This is a genomic window from Enterococcus gilvus ATCC BAA-350, from assembly GCF_000407545.1.
In the GTDB taxonomy this organism is placed as follows: domain Bacteria; phylum Bacillota; class Bacilli; order Lactobacillales; family Enterococcaceae; genus Enterococcus_A; species Enterococcus_A gilvus.
Genome location: NZ_ASWH01000001.1, coordinates 463,125 through 485,902 on the forward strand (window position 1 = coordinate 463,125; position 22,778 = coordinate 485,902).

The window sequence follows — 22,778 nt, forward strand, 5'->3', positions numbered from 1 at the left end:
CTCGCTTTCACAGTAACAATTGTTACTTGAGAAAGGCGTTTTCATCCCCTAGTCTATGGAAAATAATGGAAAGTGTCAATATATAAAGCCTCTAAACGTGCAAAAACGAGCTTTTATGAGTGTTTCTATTCTGACAATCATTTAAGGAGACGAGCGGGGGACTTCGGACGTTAAAGTAGTCCAATCAACCAGAAGCGTGTTTTTTTATATCAAGAAAAAGATTGACGAGTCAAATAATCGAAGGCTTTCACCATGATATTTTAAAAATAAAGCGTTTACAAAGAGTTGTATTCGATGTTATACTCGTTAACGAGCGAAAAAGAGTTTTAACGAGCGCTCGAAAACGAGGAGGGAAATGAATGGGACAGTCGGTTGAATCAACAGTTTTTAGTCTGGTTGAGCCAGGAGTAATTAAAGAAGTAACTAAAACGCGAGCCCTTCCAGATGGTTGGGTAGCGGTAGAACCAACATATGCAAGTATCTGCCATGCAGATCTAAGATATTTCGCAGGGCTGCGTCGTCCAGAGGCGTTAGCGAAGAAATTACCGATGGCGCTGCTGCACGAAGGAATCGGTGTCGTGACAGACAGCCAATCGGAAAAATTCTCCGTGGGGGATCGGGTCGTTGTTGTACCGAATATCCCTGGTCAGATCCTGCATCCAGAGATCGATCAGAAGCCGGATGTGCCGGTGAATTATTCAAAAGGGAACGCCTTTTTAGGGAGCGGTTACGATGGCATGGCGCAAAGTCGTCTAGTCCACCCAGAAGAATGTCTGGTACGAATTCCAGAGGAGATTCCTAATGAGATCGCTGTGTTAGCGGAACTTTCGTCTGTTTCTCATCATGCGATCAGTCATGTTGAAGACAAATTGAAAAAAGCCGATACACGAGTGGCACTTTTTGGAGATGGCCCTGTCGGCTACTTTACGGCAGTGATGTTGAAATACTTATATGGAGTAGACGCGGAGCGCTTTGTTGTCTTTGGTGCCGCAGATGATAAGCTCGCTAATTTTGATTTCGCGCGAACAGAAAATGTTTTGACTTACGATTTTGAACATTCATCAGAGAAATTTGATGTTTTGATCGAATGTACTGGCGGAAAATTCAGCGAAAGTGCATTGAACCAGGCGATCGAGATCGCGGATTCGTTAGCAGACATCATTTTCATGGGTGTTACAGAAGAATTAGTTCCGATCGACACACGGGATATTTTGGAAAAGGGCATCACGGCTCACGGAAGCAGCCGGTCCTCAACGCGTGATTTTGAAGCAGTCGTTGAAGGCATGAAAAAACCTGAGTACCGAGCAGCGTTGAGTAAAATCTTGCCTGAGCAGATCGTTGAGATCTCGGCAGGCGAAGACTTTAGAAAAATGATGGCGAAGTTTGTTGAGAACCCAGGCTGGAACAAAACAGTGATGCACTTTAATTGGTAACAGAGACGAGAAAAGAGAGGTGTCGTAGATGACAGGAATATTGATCGTTACTCATGGCGAGATGGCGACAGGGATCATGGATAGCTTGAGCCTGATCATGGGCGAGCAGGAGCAATACCAGACATTGGGTCTGAAGCACGGCGATGACATTGTAGAATTCAGTGAAAAGATCCAAGCAGGGATCTGTGCACTGGATAAAGGAGACGGGGTATTGGTGCTGGTCGATTTGTTTTCAGCAAGTCCTTACAACCAAGCGGCCCTTTGCTTCAATAAGTTGAAGGACCACCGCTACCGTTTGATCTCTGGCGTGAATCTGCCAATGATCATCGAATCCTTCAATCAGCGGATGATCGGTGCGGATCTGGACACGATGTATCAAGCAGCGATGACCGCAGGCAAGGATGGGATCAAAGAATTTTTAGAGGAAATGGCGAAGCTGGAGAATAAAGCGAATCTATAAAAAATAGATCCTATAAAAAGAAGAATGGATGTGTAGAAATGGGAGAAATCGTATTAGCAAGAATCGATGATCGTTTGATTCATGGGCAGGTAATGACAGCCTGGCTGCAATTTACCGGAGGAAACCACATCGTTATCGTGGATGACGCAACAGCAGGGGATGAGTTCACGAAGTCGATCATGTCAATGGCTGTACCAAACGGCATCAAGTTGTCGATTTTAGGTGTAGCAGACGGCGCGGAATTATTAGCCGCGATTCCAGACGGACACCGCATCATTGTTTTGGCGAAAGAGCCGCAAACGTACTTGCAGCTGATCGAAAAGGGCGTGACCTTCGATGAGATCATCATTGGCGGCATGGGCGCACGGAAAGACCGCAAGACGTTCCACAAAAATATCTCGGCTTCTGAAGAAGAAAAGGAAACCTTCCGAGGAATCATCTCGCACGGCGTAAAAATGAAGATTCATGTTATTCCTGACCAAGGGTCACAAGCAATTGAAGGATTGCTATAAAATAATTTCATAAAGGAAGTGGAGAAATGAAAATTAGTCTTATCCAAGCAATTTTAATCGGTGTCGTTTATTATCTTGGAATCAATGGGACCCCCTGGCTCTCATTGGTGGGGACCCATGGATGGATGCGTCCATTAGTCAATGGGACGGTGGTAGGGTTGATCTTGGGTGACCCCGTTCAAGGATGTATCATCGGGGCAGCGATCAACTTACCGTATCTAGCCTTTATCTCAGCCGGTGGGACTGTAGCGATGGACCCAGCACTTGCAGGGACATTGGGCACGGCGTTGGCAATGGCGGCAAAAGTTGAACCGGCTGTTGCTGTGACATTGGCTGTACCGATCGGATTATTAGGGACACTGATCTGGGTAGCGCATATGACGGTAGATATTACGTTCGTCCATATGGCGGATAAAGCAGCTGAAGAAGGGAAAATCGATCGGATCAACTGGCTTCACATCGTTCCACCGCAATTATTTTTACTATTGATCACTGTTGTACCGGTTGCACTGGCGGCTTATCTAGGCGCGGATGCAGTAGAAGGAATCGTAGACGCGTTGAGCGGTCGTCCGTTGGATGTTCTTTCAGCGATCGGCGGGATTCTGCCAGCGTTAGGGATCGCGATGAACTTACGTGCCATGAATGGCAAGGGAACGCTGTTGTTCTTTACCTTTGGCTTTATGCTTGCCATCTACTCTGGCTTGCCATCTGTGCCGATCGCTGTATTCGCAGGGATCATCGGGTATGTCTTCACGGAGTTGTATTTGAAAGATAAAAATGGAGGGCTGGTGTAATGGATCAGACTGCAGAAGTAAAAAAAGAAAAGCTATTAACGAAAAAAGACGTTGTGAAAGCCTTCTGGCGTTGGACCTTCTTTTCTCACGCCAATTATAACTATGAGCGTCTGCAAGCGACAGGTGTCGTCCATGCCTTCAGTCCGATCTTAAAAAAATTGTACGGTAAAGACGAAGATGAGATGAAATCTGCATTGGAACGCCACATGCAGTTCTTCAACACAGAGCCTTCCTTTGGCGGTCCGATCTTAGCAATGACGATCGCGATGGAAGAAGAACGGGCGCTCGGTGCGGACATCAATGACCAAACCATCAACGGCTTGAAAACGGGGCTGATGGGACCGTTAGCCGGGATCGGCGATACGTTATGGCAAGGAACCTTGATCCCGATCCTGCTGTCCTTCACGTTGCCATTCGGCGCGGACGGGAACATTTTTATGGGACCCGTGATGTTCTTCGCGCTTCACTGGATCATTATGACAGTCATCGCCTACTTCCTATGGATTCAAGGGTATGAGCAAGGGAAGGAAGGGATTCAAAAGATGATGGCAGGCGGCCGCTTGTCCTACATCATGACCTTCTCGCAAACCTTAGGGGCGATCGTGATCGGCTCATTAGCAGCGAACTTCGTAAAAATCGCGACGCCACTGAGTATTCATTTGAGTGGGAAGGAAAACCTTTCGATCCAAACGGATGTACTGGATGCGCTGGTCAAGGGAATCTTGCCGCTGGGCGTGACCTTATTGACCTACTATTTATTGAAGCATAAAAAATACACACCAACCAAAGTATTAGTCATCCAAATCGTTGGCGGCGCGATCTTAGCCGCGATCGGCTTGATCGTAAACTCAATATAAGCTGGAAACGACGTTAGGAACATGATACACAGGTATCTGACGTCGTTTTTTCTGATGGCGGAAGAAGGAAAGGGCGAATAATTTTGAAAACAGCAGTGTTTTATGATGTGAAGAAATTGGTGGTGGAGGACACACCACTACCGGATCTTCCAAAGGATAAACTATTAATGAAGATCGATACCTGTGCTATCTGTACTTGGGAGCAGCGGGTCTATACGGGTGTCAAAAAAGTGGACTATCCTTTTATCGGCGGCCACGAAATCGCAGGCGAGATCTTTCAAGTAGGAGAAGCCGTCGAGGGGGATTGGAAGGCTGGCGACAAAGTAGTCTTTGGCACAAATCTGGCGTGCGGTCATTGCTACTATTGCCGTGTCGGAGAAGAGCAAAATTGCCTGAATTTCGACCACAGCAAACAACAGCCGGGCTTGCCTCACAAAGGAATGGGAGGCTTGTCTGAATATTTAGTCGTTGATCCGGCGAATATTTTCAGTTACCAGCACGTCCCAGCCGAAGAGGCGTCATTAACAGAGCCCCTGTCCTGTGTGCTCCACAGTGTCGAGACGGCAGAGGTTGATTTCGGGGACTACGTACTCGTCGTGGGTGCCGGAATCATGGGGATGCTCCATCTGCAATTGGCACAAAAAAGAGGGGCGATCGCGATCGTATCTGATCCAAATGAGGCGCGGTTGGAATTAGCGAAAACCTTGGGCGCGGCTCACGTGGTCAATCCCATCAAAGAAAACTTGACGGAGAAAGTCTTGGCTTATACGGAGAATCTGGGGGCGCAGATCATTTTTAACACCACGCCGATCTCAGGCTTGATCCCCGGGTTGTTGGAGAGTCTGTCGAACACGGGAACGATGATGCTCTATTCTTCCTATTATCCAGATGAGCCTGTGGGGATCGCCTTCGACCATATCCATAAAACCGGTCAGCAGATCAAAGGAACAGCGAATTCCAACAAGCGGGACTTTATTCGTGCCGCTCGTATGATCAGTCACGGTGTTGTGGATGTGAAGCCCTTTATTACGAAGATCTATCCGCTGAGTGAGATCGAAGCGGCTTTTGAGGAAGCGGTAAATACGGAAGCATTTCGGATCGTGATCGACTTTGAAGAAGAAAGAGAGGGCAAAGGATGTTAGTGACAGTCAAAGAATTGTTGGCAGAAGCAGAGGAGCAGCAGCGGGCAGTCGGCGCCTTCAACGTTCCCAATCTGGAAGCGGTGCGGGGCGTGATCCAAGCCGCGGAGATGCTGAAGGTCCCGGTGATCCTTCAGCATGCAGAGGTGCATGAATCCCTCATTTCGATCGAAGAGATCGGCCCGGTGATGGTCCATTTCGCAAAAGAAGCGTCAGTTCCCGTGGCTGTGCATCTGGATCACGGATCGAGTCTTGCCGAATGCATCAAAGCGATCCGTTTGGGCTTCACCTCGATCATGTACGATGCCTCGTTGAAGGACTACGAGACAAATGTAAAGGAATCGTCTGAACTTGTCCGTATCGCCCACAGCGTCAATGTGTCTGTCGAAGCGGAGCTGGGGGAGATGACGAATTCGACCGTGGGCAGTGGAGAAGGGCGCGCGTCAGAAGAAGGCGCGATCGGCAATCAAGACCTGTTCACCAACCCGCAGCAGGCCCAAGACTTTGTTGAAGCGACAGGCGTGGATAGCTTGGCGATCTCCTTCGGCACCGTCCACGGAAAATATTTCGCAGAGCCGAATCTAGATTTTGACCGCATCGCGGCGATCCGTGCAACAACTGGGAATCGCCCTCTGGTCATGCATGGCGGTTCAGGTGTGTCTGAGGAAGACTACAAACAGGCGATCGCTGCCGGCATTCGCAAGATCAATTATTATACCTATATGAATCTTGCCGCTGGTCAAGCGCTGCAACGGGCGATCGAAGAGCAGCCAAAAGAAGAACTCTTTTTTGATGAATTTTCTTTGGCTGCCACTGCCGCGATCAAAGAAAATGTAGCCAAGACCTTACGAATATTCAACCGTTTATAAGCGATGTAACTCCGACTGTTGGAGAGGACAGTCGGAGTTTTTTTGTTATTGCCTCATAACAGCAGTCTGGGGATTTCTTTTCTACTTTTTACTATAAAAATTGTTACTATATATAGAAGAAGGAAGAATGTATAGTCCATAAAGAGAGGAATAATATGATCACAAATATTGAAGAACTGTATGAAGCGTTTCGTCAAGTGATGGAAAATAAGCGTTGGTGGAATACCGACAATAAGTGGGAAATTCTATTTGGAGCGATCTTAGTCCAGAATACGAATTGGCGGAATGTGGATTACGCCTTAATCAATCTAGAGGAAGCAACACAGTTTTTACCAGAAAAAGTTTTAGCGCTGGAGCTGAATGAATTACAGGATTTGATCCGACCGAGCGGCTTCTACAAGGGTAAGTCTGCGACAATCGTGAGTGTGTTAACTTGGCTGAAGGAATATCACTTTGATTTGGAAACGGTAGCTGAAAAGGAGTTTTTGGAGCTACGCAAAGAGCTGTTGGCGATAAAGGGGATCGGTGAAGAGACGGCAGATGCTCTACTGGTATATGTCTTCGAGCATTCGACGTTCATAGCGGACAAGTACGCGCAGCGATTATTCGAGAAGTTCGGCTTTGCTTCATCCGGCTACAAGCAATTAAAATGCGCGATCCTGTGGCCGGAGACGATGGACACACTTAAAGCACAGAACCTCCATGGCTGGATCATCGAGTATGGGCAGGCCTATCTGAAAAATGACGAACGCTGGCAGGCCGGACCCTTGAGAACATTTAAGGTTGCTGTCAATTAAAAGTAAGAAACAAGCGATTAATAGTCTTCGCTGAAAAACTCGAATAGTTACATTTCGAGTTTTTTAATTTAATGGCAAATCAAATGAATAAATGAAGTGATTTTTAGAAGAATGGAAGCAATTGTTTGCTCCTTAAATACTATATAAAAGTAATATTGTCGTGTAATCGGACAAATATTAACATTTTTAGTGGAAAGTCTTTTGATAAACTTATTTTTCGGAAAAATAGTTATCAGGAGGCAATAAATGAAAAACTCAAATTTTTTACTTAAAAAGAAAATAAGGTATACGAGCAATTTATTATTGACACTTGTATTGCTTGGAGGGTGTTTAGTCAATCTCTTATCAGCAGTGACAGTCAAGGCAACAGGGGTATACAACGGTGATCAATATGTCACTGAAACAAAGTTAGAGAAAAAAGATGGAGAGCCGATTGTCAATGGCGGCTCTATGAGTATTGCGCAAAACTATTATTTAACGTATGAGTGGGAAGTCCCCGATAATACTTTTTATCAAGGTGACACCTTACTATTTTCTATCCCTAAAGAGTTTAAAATTATCAATCAATTTACTTTTCCTTTAGTCGATCCTGAAGGAGAAGAAGTTGCATTAGCCAAAGTGATGGGAAATGATACAGAAGGTTACCGCATTGAAATGACTTTTACGACAGACTATATAGAAACGCATTCAGACGTTTCTGGATCTTTTAGGATGGAGTACACGTTAAATCAAAAATACGTCAAAGGAGATGAAACGATAACTCTTCCTCTACCTGACGGAAACATCACTATCGATGTACCGCATTACGATGAGCCAGGAGGTGGAGGCGGTATTGGAGCAGGTGATTCTCAGAAATTAACGAAGCAAGGAACCGTTAAGAACGGCATCAAATACAATCCGGAAACGGGAAAATACGATCTACCGCAACGTTACATCGAGTGGGAGATAAACCTCGGATTGGGAAAATTAACGGATTCGATTGGAAAAGATAATTTTGATCAGGTCGATCGGATAGTGATTGAGGATACGCCTAAAGATCAAAAAATTGTTTCCATGTCCCTGTATCAAGAATCATGGGCCGATGATGATTGGGGATGGCGAAAAGCCTTTTTTAAAGACATTCCTTTTGACTACGGAACAATCAAGGAATCAGACGTAGCCTTGAAAAAAGACCCTACAAATAGTTATGTTCAATCTTTTAGTTACAATGTTTGGCCCTATATTCAGCAACAACTTAAGGAAGCAATCAACGAAGAGACTGTACTAAACGAAGTTGCTATAGATTACTATGCAGAGCCTTTAGAATTTTTGACGGAAACAACTACATTGACAAATGATGCCACAGTGAAGATCTACTATAAGGATGGTTCTGAAGGGGAGAAATGGACATTAAGTGAAAGTGTAGAGTGGAATGTAGCCGATGGTGAGATCAACGGGAAGGTGTCCGACGTTGCGTTCAAAAAAATTGATGGTAACACACAGGCACCATTGCCGGGGGCAAAATTTGACCTCTATAAAAAAGGAATCGATGGTAAATACGCACTAAAGAAATCGGGAATCACTTCTGATGAACAAGGGATTGTCCATGCAAACAAACTGACTACAGGAGACTATTATTTCATAGAGACACAGAGCCCAGCAGGGTATCCAGATCCAGAAGACCCACGAGTATTGGATTTTACAGTCGAAACAAAGGATTTAGGCGGGTCACAAAATATCAAGGATCTTGGAGAAGTGAAAAATTATCAAGAAAATACGAAAATCGATCTTTCTGTGGAAAAGAAATGGGAAGATGGGAACAATCAAGACGGGATTCGCCCTCAAAGTATTAAGGTACAGCTCTATGGGGACAATCGTCCGATTGGTGATAACGTCTCATTAGATGAGAATAATCATTGGCGCCACACATGGGAAGAATTGGAAGAAAAAGATAATGGCACCGTGATTCAATATGAAGTAAAGGAAACATCTACAGTTCCTAGATATGAAACAAGCGTGACTGGGAATGGAACAAATACCATCACGATTACAAATAAACATACACCAGAAGTGACTGAAGTCAGAGGGGAAAAAACTTGGGTGGATGATGACAATCATCAAAATAGTCGTCCGAATGAAGTCACTATCGAACTCTATGGAAACGGCACGTTAAGAGACACGAAAAAAACGAATAAACAAAATAACTGGCAGTATGAATTTATTAATTTACCAAAGAATGAGAATGGGAAAACGATTGTCTATACAGTCAAAGAGCAGCCTGTAGAAAACTATCACCCTGAATATAATGGATTCGATATAGTGAATACGTACCAACCTGGTCGTACAAATATTTCCGTTAAAAAGAAATGGGAAGATAAAAACAATCAGGATGGGATTCGACCAAATGCGATCCAAGTACAATTAAAAGGTGACGGAAAAGCTATAGGTGCCCCGGTCACGTTAGACCAGCAAAATGACTGGTACCATACATGGGAAGATTTAGAAAAAGCAGAGAATGGGAAGGTTATCACCTACACGGTTGAAGAAGTCAGTGATTCTGGCAAATATAAGGTCGAAGTGAGTGAAGAAAAGGAGTACCAGTTTACTTTGACCAATCATTACACGCCAGAAGTCATTGATATTAAAGGCAAGAAAAACTGGCAAGACAATCAAAATGAACAGGGCAATCGACCGAAAAAAATCACTGTAGAATTGTATGGTAATGGCGAATTAATTGATACAAAAAAAACTACAGCAAAGGACGACTGGTCCTATAGCTTTATAAATTTACCTAAAAATAGTCAAGGATCACCTATCAATTATGAAGTGAAAGAACAATCCGTTTTGGATTATGAAGCGTCTTACTCAGGCCATGACATTACGAATACTTATCGTCCAGAACTGACTAAGGTATCTGTAAAAAAAGAATGGGACGATAAAAATGACCAAGATGGTATTCGTCCTGATACGATTCAAGTTCAACTAAAAGGAAACGGAAAACCAATCGGTGATGCTGTCCTCTTGAACGAAAAGGGGGATTGGAGTCATACATGGGAAGACTTGGAGAAGCGCAAAGATGGAGAAAACATTGACTATACCGTTGAAGAAGTCAGTGATTCTGGGAAATACAAAGTGGAAATGACAAAGGAAGGCGACTATCATCTCGTTTTGACCAATCATTACAAACCGGAAGAAGTAGATGTCAAAGGAACGAAGAAATGGGAGGACAACCAAAATGAGCAGGGCAATCGACCGTCTGCAATTACTGTAGAGTTATATGGTGATGGAAAGTTGATTGATACGCAAAAAACAACTGCAGCTAATAATTGGACGTATCATTTCACAGGTTTACCAAAAAATAATCAAGGCATTCCGATTCACTACGAAGTTAAGGAACAATATGTGGAAGATTATCAGCCTTCTTACTCTGGCTTTGATATTACGAATACCTATCATCCAGAATTGGTTTCAGTATCTGTAAAAAAAGAATGGAATGATAAAGACGATCAAGACGGCATTCGCCCAAGCACGATCCAAGTACAGTTAAAAGGAAACGGGCAGCCAATCGGAGCACCTGTTGACTTAGATGAAAAGAGTGGGTGGAGCCATACATGGGAAGAATTGGAAAAACGTGAAAATGGGAAAAAAATCAATTATACGGTAGAGGAAGTCGGAGATCTTGGCAAATATACGGTGGATATGGTCAAAGAAAATGACTATCAGATCCTTCTAACGAATAGCTATAGACCAGAAGAAATAGCGATTCATGGGAAGAAGATGTGGGACGATAACCAAGATGAAAAAGGAAACCGCCCAGCTAAAATTACGGTAGAATTGTATGGCAATGGGGCACTCGTTGCCACGCAAGATACGACGGCCGCGAGTAATTGGGCATATAGTTTTACGAATCTACCAAAAAACAATCAAGGAAAAGCAATTGATTATGAAGTAAAGGAACAAGATGTTGAAGATTATGAAGCGTCTTACTCAGGTTTTGACATAACCAATACGTACCATCCAGTGTTGGCTAAGGTTACTGTCAAGAAAGAATGGGACGATAAAGGAAATCAAGATGGCATCCAGCCCCAATCCATCAACGTTCAATTGAAAGGAAATGGAAAATCAATAGGTGACCCTGTGACCTTGGATGAAAAGGGAGATTGGAGCCATACTTGGGAGAACTTAGAAAAACGAGAAAATGGAAAAAAAATTGATTACACAGTAGAAGAAGTCAGTGATCCTGGAAAGTACACTGTGGAGACGGTCAAAGAAAATGAATATCGAATTGTCTTAACAAATCACTACACGCCTGAAGAAATCGATATTCATGGGAACAAGCGCTGGCAAGACAATGACGATCAAGATGGTATGCGGCCAAACGAAATCCAGATTCACTTAATTGCTAATAACAGACCTGATCCTGTGGATACTCAAATAGTAAAGCCTGATGCGAATGGACACTGGTCATACACGTTTACTGGCTTACCAAAAAAAGAAAATGGAAAAGATATTGATTATTCCATCAAAGAAGAAGCAGTCTCAGAGTATGAATTTTCATCAGAAAAAACAGAAGACCCGACAGTTATCAACCTTACCAATACTCATAAAGTTCGTAAAACACAAGTAGAGGTAAAAAAATCTTGGGACGATAAAGATGATCAAGATGGCATTCGTCCTCACGCGATACAGGTTCAGTTGCTAGCAGATGGTGAGAGATGTGGAGAACCTGTGGAATTGAGTGACGCCAATCAGTGGAAGCATAGCTGGACAGATTTAGATGAACGAAAAGGTGGTAAAGTCATTGAGTATAAAGTAGAAGAAGTAACGATAGATTCTGAATATGCGTCCACGATCAATCAAATAGATAAAGAGCATATTGAGGTCGTCAACACTCACAAACCAGAAGAAACAGAGATCTACGGCACAAAATCGTGGGATGACAGTGACGACAAAGAAGGGCAAAGACCAGAGAAGATAGTTGTTCGTCTTTTTGGAGATGGACAAGAAGTGGCTAAAAAGACTGTAACAGCAGAAGATAATTGGAACTATCACTTTACTCATTTGCCGAAGAACAATAAAGGAAAAGAGATTGTTTATACTGTTGCAGAAGATCGAATTGTTGATTATACAGCTGAAATCCATGGCACTGATATCATCAATAAGTACACTCCAGGAGTGACAAGTATTCAAGTGACTAAGAAATGGGAAGATGAAAATAATCAAGACGGGATTCGACCTAATCAAGTACTTGTCCAGTTATTTGCAGATGGCCTTCCTGTGGGTGAACCTGTAGGATTAAATGAGACGAATCAGTGGACACATCAATGGGAAAATCTCGTTGCACGTGCCTACGGAAAAGAGATCAACTATTCTGTAAAAGAGATTGACGTGCCTAAAGATTACGTAGCAGAAACAAAAGAGATAGATAAAGAGCACATTGTTCTTACCAATCATCATGTTCCAGAAAAGGTTAAGATTACAGGAAGCAAGCACTGGGAAGATGACAACAATAAGTACAAGGAACGTCCTGACAGCATCACGGTGAATCTTTTTGCGGATGGAAAAAAAGTAGCAACCAAAGAAGTAAAGGAATCCGATCATTGGAACTATGAATTTTCAGACTTGCCGAAGTTTGAGAAAGGCAAAGAAATTCTCTATACCGTTTCGGAAAATGAAGTAAAAAATTATACGTCTCGTATTGATGGCTTTACGATTACTAATACGTATACACCAAAAGAGCGTATTCCTTCACCGCCAAAAGAAGATACGCCAACTAAAAAGTTACCTAATACAAGCGAGAACCAACAGCCGATCCCTCACAGCAAAACAACCGCCAATTCTGAAAGCACTAAAGGTCTTCTGCCAAAAACTGGTAGTAAGGCTTTGGGCTATCTAAGTTGGCTGGGTATCGTGCTCCTTCTTCTATTGCTTGTTTCTTATCGCTATACAAGAAGACAACGATAAAAATAATATCAACTAGATTTGGATTTCGTTCCTATGGCAAGGAATGAAATCCATTTCTACTATAAACGATTTACTTGTAAAAATATGCGAGTGTGCTAAACTCATTTAGCTGATAGTCATACGAAATGTTTTCTATGTTATAAAAGCTAAGCAGGAGGAAAAGCTATGGTGTCATTAAAATCCGCACGAGAAATCGAGCAAATGAAAGAATCAGGGGCTATTTTAGCCGGTATACATAAACAGCTACGGGACATGATCGTTCCAGGGATCACAACCAAAGAGATCGATCAATTTGTTCAAGAAAAAGTCGAAGAATCAGGCGCAGTGGCGGCTCAGATCGGCTTTGAAGGCTATGAATTCGCGACATGTACAAGTGTGAATGACGAGATCTGTCACGGGTTTCCGTCAAATTATCGCTTGAAATCAGGCGATGTGCTGAAGGTCGATTTCTGTGTCGACTACCACGGTGCGATCTCTGATAGCTGCTGGACCTATGCAGTCGGCGAGATCACGCCCGAACATCAGGCCTTGATGGATGCAACGAAAGAAGCCTTGATGCTCGGTATCGCGCAAGCACAGGTCGGCAATCGTGTAGGGGATATCGGTCATGCGATCCAAACGTATGCAGAAGGAAAAGGCTACGGCGTCGTGCAAGATTTTCTTGCCCACGGCATTGGCCCAACGATCCACGAAGAGCCCTTCTTCCCGCATTTCGGAACAGCTGGTAAAGGTCCGCGCCTAAAAGAAGGCATGACGATCACGATCGAACCAATGATCACGACTGGAACATGGGAGGCTGGCATTGATGGGAATGGCTGGACAGCCCGCACGCTGGACGGCAGTTTTTGTGCCCAATATGAACATTCTATTGCCATTACTAAAGAGGGACCTGTGATCATGACGAACCAAGATACTGAATAAAAGAAAAAGAAAGATCCGAAAAAACGTCGGGTCTTTTTTTTTGGTTTGCTTTCTTTTTCTTCAGAATTTTTTTGACAAATAGATAGATTAGTCTAACTTTTCTTAGTTAGAGAGGCGTCTTGTTTTCAATAAAATTTTCCGACTGGTATTCTGAATTTAGAATATAAGAAGGAGGAATCATCATGAGATATACGAATGGAAATTATGAAGCATTTGCAAGACCGAGAAAACCGGCTGGCGTAGACGAAAAAAGTGCCTATATCGTCGGAGCAGGATTAGCTGGGTTAGCGGCGGCTGTTTTTCTGATCAGAGATGGTCAAATGAAGGGCGAACGTATCCACATTTTTGAGGAACTGTCCTTATCTGGCGGCTCGCTGGATGGCACCTTCATTCCCCACGACGGCTTTGTGACGCGAGGCGGCCGCGAGATGGAAAATCATTTTGAATGTTTATGGGACTTGTTCCGTTCCGTGCCATCGTTGGAAGTGGAAGATGCGTCGGTCTTAGATGAATTTTATTGGTTGGACCATGATGATCCAAATTCATCCAATTGTCGGATCATCCATAACCGTGGCGAACGTGCGGCGGATGATGGCGACTTCACCTTGTCGAAAAAGGCGCAAAAGGAATTGGTCGATTTGTTTATGACTTCTGAGGATCAATTGGTCGACAAAAAGATCGAAGACGTCTTTGGTGAGGAATTCTTTGAATCGAACTTTTGGCTGTATTGGTGTTCGATGTTTGCCTTCGAAAAATGGCATTCTGCGATCGAGATGCGCCGCTACGTGATGCGCTTCATCCACCATATTAAAGGCTTGCCAGATTTCACGGCGTTGAAATTTACCCGCTACAACCAATACGAATCGTTAGTAAAACCGTTGTTGTCCTTCTTGAAGGAGCATGGCGTGGACTTCCAATATGAAACGAAGATCACCAATATCCAAGTCGATGCTGCGCCGGACAAAAAAGTGGCGAAGAAGATCCAGCTGACACGGGGAGGAAAAGCAGAAGAGATCACGTTAACAGGAAATGACCTCGTCTTTGTGACGAACGGGTCCATCACAGAAAGCTCCACAGAAGGCGACCACCATACTCCGGCACCTATCACCCATGAGCTGGGCGGCAGTTGGAACCTGTGGAAGAACTTAGCGAAGCAATCGGATGAATTCGGGCACCCCGAGGTCTTTTGCGAGAACTTGCCGGATGAGAGCTGGTTTGTCTCTGCGACTGTGACGTGGGAAAACTTTGACATCGAACCTTATATCTCTCGTTTGACGAAACGGAAACTACGGACGGGAAGCATCGTGACCGGCGGGATCATCACCATCAAGGATTCCAACTGGCTGATGAGCTTCGCGACCCATCGTCAACCGCATTTTAAAGAACAAACGGATCAGCAGACAGTTACTTGGGTATACGGTCTCCTGTCCAACACACCGGGGAACTACATCAAGAAGCCGATCGAACAATGCACGGGTCAAGAGATCGTGCAGGAATTGATGTACCACTTAGGCGTTCCAGAAGACGATATCCAAGCCTTCTCTGAAAAATCCTGTGTGGTGGTTCCTGTCTATATGCCGTTCATCACCTCGTACTTCATGCTGCGTGAACCGGGGGATCGTCCGTTGGTCATTCCGAACGGTTCAGAAAATCTGGCCTTCATCGGGAACTTTGCCGAAACGGAACGGGACACGGTCTTTACTACGGAATATTCTGTGCGGACAGCGATGGAAGCCGTCTACAGCTTCTTAGATATTGAACGGGGAGTGCCTGAAGTCTTCGCCTCTGCTTACGACATTCGGACGCTGGCGAACTCCGTCTATTACCTAAGCGACCGCAAGAAGCTCTCTGAGATGGACCTGCCGTATGTAGAGAAAAAAGTATTGGGGCATTTCGTCAAGAAGATCGAAAACACGTATATCGGGGACATATTAAAGGACAATCATCTATTGTAATAGGAATGATAGAGGAAACAAAAGGCACGACAGGCTTTTTCAATGAAACTATTTCTGTCAAGCGTCCGTTTTAACCAAACGAGTACGTCAAAAAAGAAAGACGAACACCCTTGATTCTATTGCAGATATCAAGGGTGTTCGTCTTTTTGGATTAATTGTCCGTTTATTTGAGCGTCCTCGTTTGAAACGACACAAGAGAAAAAATAAAATAGGCTTCTTTATTTTTTCAAAGAGGAGGGTTCGGCATAAATACGTTCCAGTTTTTCTTCTAACTTTTTCTCAATAATTTGTATATCGGTGTGCTGTAAGGGATGTTCAACCACACAGATATCCTCAGCATGCCCATTTATAGAAGACATATTCGTGATGATCAAACTATTTTTGTTAGCAGATGAATGTTCATCGGTCATAACTAAATTATAATTTTCAGCAAAATGATGCTGAATAATCTGTTTCAATCGCGCTCTCACTAGGAACGACATATCCGAATCTATGACAATGTTAATTTGTGGTTCATATACCACACCCTTACCAAAGTAAGAAAATACTAACAAGTATTGTTTTATCAGCAATTCATTATTGTCAAACACAGCGTTGCTTGATTCCGTTTTCATTTCGTTAATAAAAGTAATTAATTTCTCAATCAAATTTCTAGGAGGTTTAGAGTCTCCTAGCGAATCGTAGCCGACTAGATCAAAATAGACACCAGGAAAAATTTTATTTTGAAGGTGTGTGCAAAAAAAGTATGTGTAAAACATGTTTTGCTCACCATAAGGGATCTTGAAAAAATCCTTTTGAAATTTTTCAAACATCAAATTTGTTGCACGATACACATCTGAATTATTTTTCTTGTGATAATTTAAGATCCGCTTTCCAACATAAGAAGATCGGTAAACACGGTGCCTCATTTCAAAAACTAAAAGAATGAACGTAAGCTCATTGTCATCGAAGATTTGATAATGATTCATTCCTGTAACCATTACTTGTTCCGCACGCAAAGAACGAATATTTACGTATTCATGCCAATTTTCAGTATCTGTGATGTAATGTTTTTTCTTGTTGCGCATAAGACAGATGGCCATGAAGTAGGCTGCTTGCTTTTTATAGACAGCGCTATAGCCAACCTTAAAAAGGGACTCTACATAATCAATTGATTTATAAATCTTGGCTTCATCTACGTATTCAAAAGGCCAGTCACTGTTTCGATAGATCGTCCAAAGAAAAACATAAATGAAAAATCTGATTAATTTTTCCTCACCAATAAATGTCAGTTTGTTGCTGTCGATTTCCAAATGGAACGACTTCAATGTCTCGTTTATTTTTTTTATCGAATGTTTTAAAGAATAGATGTTTATAAAATTCTTCTCCGCGTATTTTTTTATGTTTTCTGTCCGCAGCATACATAGATCAATTAGTAATTTCGAATGCTCATCATTATAAATAATGTGAAGTTTTAAATGTTCAATGGAAGAATCAGACATGAAAAGTTTTACCCCTTTGAACTTTTCATAAACCAATTCGATGTTCTTTTCTTGTTCTTGATTGTATTCCTCAATGACCTCTTCAAGAAAATGAATATAGCGTTGCACACTTCGTTCGCTAATACTCAGTTCAGAACTGATTTTCTTAACTTCCAACCAATCTTCCTCCAGCTGAAAAAGTTCAAGTAGTCTGTAGCTTACCTTATTTCTTTTTTCTAATAAATCAAACAATTCACGTTTCATTTTTACCACCTCTTAATTTTATTGTCGAATTCGATTTTCTATCTTCAATAGTAAAAAAGTGGAATAAACCATCAAAGAAAAAATAGTGGTACGTAAGATTTGCTGCTATTCGATACACACCTATAAACACCAAACCATTAATCCTTTTGATGTATTTAAGCATTTTCTATGACAATACAATAAATAAAAGAAAGTGCCTAACATAAAATGTCGTTTTATCGGACAAGAAATAGTCTTTTTAAGTCTTGTTTATCCTTTACTCTATAGTTGTTGCTCCGTGAGAAGGAATAACAACGAAATAGTAGGCGTATTTACAACGAAAGTGAAGGATCATAAAGGTATCTGATCAAAACATTTTGACTCTACTATTAAAAAATTAGTGGGAGAAAAAAGAAAGAAATAGCGGTAATTGCGAGTTATGTATAGACACAATAGTAAGCAATTTTCATTTTTTTGTACAGTTTATTGAATTTTTTTTCGATCGGATCAAGGAGGAAATAGCCCAAGTGAATCAACTGGATCATTGCTTGAACGTTTAATGGTGATGGGACTAACAGAAAGGACTTGGCGATCGTGCGATAGGTACGATTGTTTATGAATAGATTTAATGAATGCGAAAAGATTAAGAGTGAAATATAAAAAATTTCTACATATACTATGCGAATCACCATGATTTTATAAAAAAGATTTTTGAAAGGATACAGAAAATGAATAAGTCACGTAAAATGTCGAAATTTGCTTTTTTTTCGATGACAGCATCACTTTTTATAACAGTTTATGAGTACCCTACCTTTGCAAGTACAGGAAAAGCGTTAATCTTTTTTCTCTTATTGTGCGGCTTAGGCTGGTTTTTACCTGTCGCTTTATGCTCTGCAGAATTGGCTACGGCCGAAGGGTATCAAGAAGGCGGGATCTATAGTTGGGTAGGGAAGCCATTAGGAGAAAAATATGGCTTTGCAGCATTGTTTTTTCAATGGTTTCAGGTAACGGTCGGGTTTGTGACCATGATCTACTTCATTGTTGGTACATTGGCGTATATCTTGAAAATTCCAGCAATCAATGAAGATCCTTTGTTTAAATTTTTAACAGTCATCGGTATTTTTTGGTTACTGACTTTGTTGCAATTGAAGGGAACAGAAACAACTGCGAAGTTAGCGAAGTATGGTTTTAGCATAGGGATTGTCTTACCAGTAATCGTTCTTTTACTATTGACGATCAAGTATTTTATGACGGGGCATGCCATCTCAACTAATTTCACGGACTCGTCCTTCATACCCAAAGGAAAAAATATTGGTGCATTGACTTCTTTTGTTTTGGCATATATGGGGGTGGAAGCGTCGGCCTCTCATTTTTCAGATCTAGAAGATGCAAAAAATAGTTATCCCAAATTACTGATGTTGCTTGTAGTCGTCGGAATTCTAATGAGTACGATCGGCGGAAGTATTGTATCCATGGTTTTGAGTGGGACAATTTCCTCTGATGAAGGTGTTATGGATACTGCAACGAGATTGGTTTCCTCTGGTCATGTTGGATGGGGTGTTAAACTTATCGGCTTCTTAATCTCTTTTGGGATATTGGCTCAAGTAAGCTCTTGGATCGTCAGTCCGACAGAAGGATTGCAATTTGCTGCAACAAAAAATTTATTGCCGAAGAAACTAGGTCAAAAGAATAGCAACGATGTTCCTGTAAGAATTCTTATCATTCAAGCTATCGTGGTGAGTGTCTGGGCAGCATTACTGACTTTTGGTGCCAGCAGCTCTGGTGGGAATGTCGGATTTCAAACCGCTATCTCGTTGACTGTATTGATTTATTTGAGTGCGTATATTTTATTCTTTGTTTCATATTTCGTTGTCTTATTGAAACATAAGGAGTTAAAAAGAGAGTTTAGTATACCAGGGAACACGTTTTGTAAAGCATTGATTGGAGGGATAGGGTTAGTGATATCAGTTGCAGCCGTCTGTACAGCATTTATTGTGCCTACAACGATCGCAGAGTCGGATAGTCATGTGTATTTAATGAGTTTAAGCATTGGGTTTGTTGTGACAGTAGCAATGCCATTTGTTTTTTACCGCTTTTACTCAGTGCCGAATAAGAAAAGAAACGAAGAGAAAGGCGTGTCACTCGAATGAAAATGGTAAAAAATGAATTCAAAAATTTATTAAAAAATAAGATTCTCTTGATCTCTGTTATTGCGATTACTTTTATCCCGATTATCTATACTTCGATCTTTGATAAGTCGTTGTGGGACCCCTATGGTGGGATAAAAAACTTTCCCGTCGCTGTCGTCAATGAAGATGAAAGTGTTGAACTGATGGGGCAAAAAGTAAACGTCGGTGATCAAGTTATTGATAACTTAAAAAAAGACAAAGAGTTAGATTGGAAATTTGTCTCTGAAAAGCAAGCAATGAAGGGACTTAAAGAATTAGATTATTATATGATTATCACTATCCCGAAGGACTTTTCAAAATCTGCTGCTAGTGTGATCGATGCTGATCCTAAGAAGATGGAGATTACGTATACAACAAATGATTCTTATAATTATATTGGTAAGGAAATCTCTCAAGTCGCGGCCACAGAATTAGAGATGAAGGTTCGTAATCAGGTAGTACAAGCATATGCCAGTGCAGTGGATACTGCAGCAGGTAAAATGGTTGGAGCATTGAATCAAGCAGCAGATGGATCGAATGAACTGTATTCTGGCAGTGGACAACTTGCCAATGGGATCAACGCCTATACAAATGGGGTTTCACAAGCAGATGACGGTTCTAAAAAATTAGCAGGAGGAACTGCGCAATTAGCCGCATTTGTCGGACCATTGTCTTCCGGTGTCTCTCAATTAGATGCTGGATCGAAAGAGTTAAGCAACGCTTTAGGCGGAATCGATGCAGCAATCAACTCTAACCAAGCCAAAATCACAGAGGCGGATGCTGGTGTTGAATCCTTGTCTGTAGCGGCAAGATTAATGGCAGAGTCGTTGCAAAATTTTGAGAATAATTTGAATCCAGAGATCAGAGTGCAGTTATCGAAACAAATTGAGGCATTAGATTCTCAACTAAATGAATTGATTGTCAATGCCAACGAATTAGCGTCTATCTCAATGGATTCTTCACAATTGGATCAAAAAAATACTGAGATTTCTCGTAAATTACTGGCGTTGACAGATGAGTTTGATGCTGCTAATCAATCGATCAATAGTAAAATCAGCGACATTATTCAAAAAAATGAAGAACTATCGGAGCGTTTAAAATCGGAGTTGATAAAAAATCTGAACGCGGCTGTTGACAGTGATATGGCTAATTTGAATCAGAGGATTACAAATAAGATCAATGATATTAATAAGAATTTAGAAGAACTGTCGAATATCACTTTGGTTTTAGCGCAACAAGCTAATGAAGTAAGCAATATTTCAGGAAGCATGGCTAAGAATACGCAAAACGTACAAGTGACATTCTCAGAATTTAAAAAAGGGAATCAGCAAATTGAAATGGCCCTAGGTGTCGTCCCAGCATCAGAAAGCGCTCAAAGTATAGTCAATCAGTTGAATCAGTTAAGTGCCGTGTTGAATCATACGGCAGAAGACATTCCAACAGCTGTTGCGGGCGTTCATAAATTAGCGTCAGGCAGTGAGCAATTGACTGGTGGATTGAATCAATTACAAGGGAAATTACCTGAACTTAGCAGCGGTGTTGACCAGTTGAATGCAGGTTCTGACCAATTAGAAGATGGGTTAGACGAACTGAACAGCAAGTCTCCTGAACTAGTATCGGGGATCAAGCAGTTACAAGCTGGGGCAGGGGAATTAGCCAATGGCTTGGATTCGGGCGTAGATAAAGCAAAAAGTGTAAAAGTAACCCATAAGACGATTGATCAATTTGTTGATCCAACGGGATTGAAAAACGATCAATATAGCAAGGTCAAAAATTATGGCGAGGCTTTAGCGCCGTATATCATGTCTCTAGCGCTTTTTGTTGGCTGTATGCTGTTTAACTTTGTCTATCCGATTCGTAAATCATCAATGGATGGTCAATCTAGCTTGGATTGGTGGTTAAGTAAAGTCAGCTTGGGCTTTGTCGTGTCGAGTTTGATGGCCATTATCCAAGTGACGACGATGATCTTGTTAGGATTGCCAGTTTATAATTTAGGGCTGCTTTATCTAACCGCGCTAATCACCGCTTGGTGTTATATGTCGATCGTGATGTTTTTAGCAATGACTTTCGATAATCCAGGACGATTTGCTGCAATGATCCTGCTGGTGTTACAACTCGGAGGTGCCGCTGGAACATTCCCAATTCAAACCCAAGGGAAGTTTTTCCAATTGATCCATCCTTTCTTGCCAATGTCTTATTCTCTTTATGCCTTTAGAGAAGCCATTGCAGGTGGAATAAGCAATGGTCTTGTGAATAAAAGCTATACGATCTTGCTTGTGCTGATGGTTCTCTTTGTTAGTTTGTTACGTATCTCAATGTTTTATTTACAGAAAAATCATTTGAGAGATGTCTCCTTGTTGAATGACAATCAAAAATTGATGGCTTTAGAAGTGGATGATCATCAGCGTCTATCCTCGCAGATTGACGCGAATATCAAGAAAGAAAAAAATGAGGAAGAGAAGAAATGAAAAATATAAAACAATTTTTTGAATCTTATCGTTTTTTGCAAATTCTGACGGGTGGTATCTATTTGATCATGGCCTTGTTGGCAATGCATTACACAGAAGATACCATCGTTGAATCCGTTCGACTATTCGGTGCATTTTCATTGATAAAGGGATTTTTTGAAATAATGAATCGAACCAAGATCTCTATGAGGACCCATAAAAGTCAGTATTCAGCACTTGCAATAGGCTTCGTGGATATAATGATCGGATTGATCCTAGTGGTTTATACGTCATTAGATCTAACCATGTTGTCCATTTTATTCGGTTTTTGGTTCATAGGGGATTCGGTGATTTCCTTTTTCTTATTGGATTTGGCAAAATCGATCGCGATACCCTATTACTATGTGTCACTAGTCGTTGACCTTATTGGCTGTATGATGGGCTTGCTTCTATTGGTAGGGGAAGGTTCCTTAATGATCAATGTTCCTTCTTTGATCGGAAACTACTTTTTACTCTTCGGATTTACCAAGTTGATCGGTGGAGTAATCAATGTGGATAATCTTCATTCAGTGAAATAGAAAAACAAAACAAGTCGTTTGTAGCGGCTTGTTTTGTTTTATAGATCTGTAAATAAGTAAAGAATATCGTTTTTTAGAGATAGAAATCTACAAGTGTTCTATTTCTGAAAATTTTCTGACGCATAATACGACAATATATGCTCATTCGCAGCAATTATCATGCACTAGAATAAGAAATGTAGTAAAGGAAAGCGAAAAGGAG

General features: G+C 41.8%; 15 protein-coding genes. 14 read left to right on the forward strand and 1 reads right to left on the reverse strand.

The window, feature by feature from the left end; translation table 11 throughout:
• The first annotated feature begins 359 nt into the window (after window positions 1-359).
• From I592_RS02190 to I592_RS02240, 11 genes are all read left to right on the forward strand, one after another.
• On the forward strand, window positions 360-1,433 hold the full coding sequence (locus tag I592_RS02190) for an alcohol dehydrogenase catalytic domain-containing protein (protein WP_010781863.1): 1,074 nt from the start codon (window positions 360-362) through the stop codon (window positions 1,431-1,433).
• A gap of 28 nt (window positions 1,434-1,461) precedes the next feature.
• Window positions 1,462-1,893, forward strand: coding sequence for a PTS sugar transporter subunit IIA (locus tag I592_RS02195; RefSeq protein ID WP_010781862.1), 432 nt, complete (start codon window positions 1,462-1,464; stop codon window positions 1,891-1,893).
• Window positions 1,894-1,931: 38 nt separating this feature from the next.
• Complete coding sequence (locus I592_RS02200; RefSeq protein WP_010781861.1) at window positions 1,932-2,405, forward strand: PTS sugar transporter subunit IIB; 474 nt, start codon at window positions 1,932-1,934, stop codon at window positions 2,403-2,405.
• A gap of 26 nt (window positions 2,406-2,431) precedes the next feature.
• Window positions 2,432-3,199: a PTS mannose/fructose/sorbose/N-acetylgalactosamine transporter subunit IIC gene (locus tag I592_RS02205; protein WP_010781860.1), complete on the forward strand. Its 768-nt coding sequence runs from the start codon at window positions 2,432-2,434 to the stop codon at window positions 3,197-3,199.
• A complete protein-coding gene (locus I592_RS02210; protein ID WP_010781859.1) occupies window positions 3,199-4,056 on the forward strand; it encodes a PTS system mannose/fructose/sorbose family transporter subunit IID in 858 nt (285 codons plus the stop codon). Before I592_RS02205 ends, I592_RS02210 begins: the two co-directional genes overlap by 1 nt.
• 83 nt (window positions 4,057-4,139) lie before the next feature.
• The gene (locus tag I592_RS02215; RefSeq protein ID WP_010781858.1) at window positions 4,140-5,198 is read left to right on the forward strand and encodes a zinc-dependent alcohol dehydrogenase; all 1,059 of its coding nucleotides are present in this window, start codon (window positions 4,140-4,142) and stop codon (window positions 5,196-5,198) included.
• Window positions 5,192-6,064 (forward strand): class II fructose-bisphosphate aldolase, encoded by an 873-nt coding sequence (locus I592_RS02220; protein WP_010781857.1) that lies wholly within the window; start codon window positions 5,192-5,194, stop codon window positions 6,062-6,064. The genes I592_RS02215 and I592_RS02220 overlap by 7 nt, the downstream gene beginning before the upstream one ends.
• Window positions 6,065-6,219: 155 nt before the next feature.
• On the forward strand, window positions 6,220-6,861 hold the full coding sequence (locus tag I592_RS02225) for an endonuclease III domain-containing protein (RefSeq protein WP_010781856.1): 642 nt from the start codon (window positions 6,220-6,222) through the stop codon (window positions 6,859-6,861).
• 246 nt (window positions 6,862-7,107) lie between these two features.
• Entirely contained in the window at window positions 7,108-12,804 is a 5,697-nt protein-coding gene (locus I592_RS02230; RefSeq protein WP_010781855.1) for a Cna B-type domain-containing protein, read from the forward strand.
• A gap of 165 nt (window positions 12,805-12,969) precedes the next feature.
• Window positions 12,970-13,725, forward strand: coding sequence for a type I methionyl aminopeptidase (gene map, locus I592_RS02235; protein ID WP_010781854.1), 756 nt, complete (start codon window positions 12,970-12,972; stop codon window positions 13,723-13,725).
• 182 nt (window positions 13,726-13,907) lie between these two features.
• Window positions 13,908-15,680, forward strand: a complete 1,773-nt coding sequence (locus I592_RS02240; protein ID WP_010781853.1) for an oleate hydratase — start codon at window positions 13,908-13,910, stop codon at window positions 15,678-15,680.
• 218 nt (window positions 15,681-15,898) lie between these two features.
• Here the strand turns inward: I592_RS02240 and I592_RS02245 are convergent, their stop codons facing one another.
• Window positions 15,899-17,404: an AcpB/EbpR/MafR family transcriptional regulator gene (locus I592_RS02245; RefSeq protein WP_010781852.1), complete on the reverse strand. Its 1,506-nt coding sequence runs from the start codon at window positions 17,402-17,404 to the stop codon at window positions 15,899-15,901.
• 707 nt (window positions 17,405-18,111) lie between these two features.
• On the opposite strand from I592_RS02245, the gene I592_RS02250 reads away from it, so the two are divergent.
• From I592_RS02250 to I592_RS02260, 3 genes are read left to right on the forward strand one after another with little or no spacing between them, the layout of a single operon-like run.
• Window positions 18,112-19,533 carry an amino acid permease gene (locus I592_RS02250; protein ID WP_010781851.1) on the forward strand — a complete coding sequence of 474 codons (1,422 nt, stop codon included), beginning with the start codon at window positions 18,112-18,114 and terminating at the stop codon, window positions 19,531-19,533.
• The gene (locus tag I592_RS02255) at window positions 19,530-22,019 is read left to right on the forward strand and encodes a YhgE/Pip domain-containing protein (RefSeq protein ID WP_010781850.1); all 2,490 of its coding nucleotides are present in this window, start codon (window positions 19,530-19,532) and stop codon (window positions 22,017-22,019) included. The genes I592_RS02250 and I592_RS02255 overlap by 4 nt, the downstream gene beginning before the upstream one ends.
• Entirely contained in the window at window positions 22,016-22,576 is a 561-nt protein-coding gene (locus I592_RS02260) for a DUF308 domain-containing protein (protein ID WP_010781849.1), read from the forward strand. Before I592_RS02255 ends, I592_RS02260 begins: the two co-directional genes overlap by 4 nt.
• The last annotated feature ends 202 nt before the right edge of the window (window positions 22,577-22,778 follow it).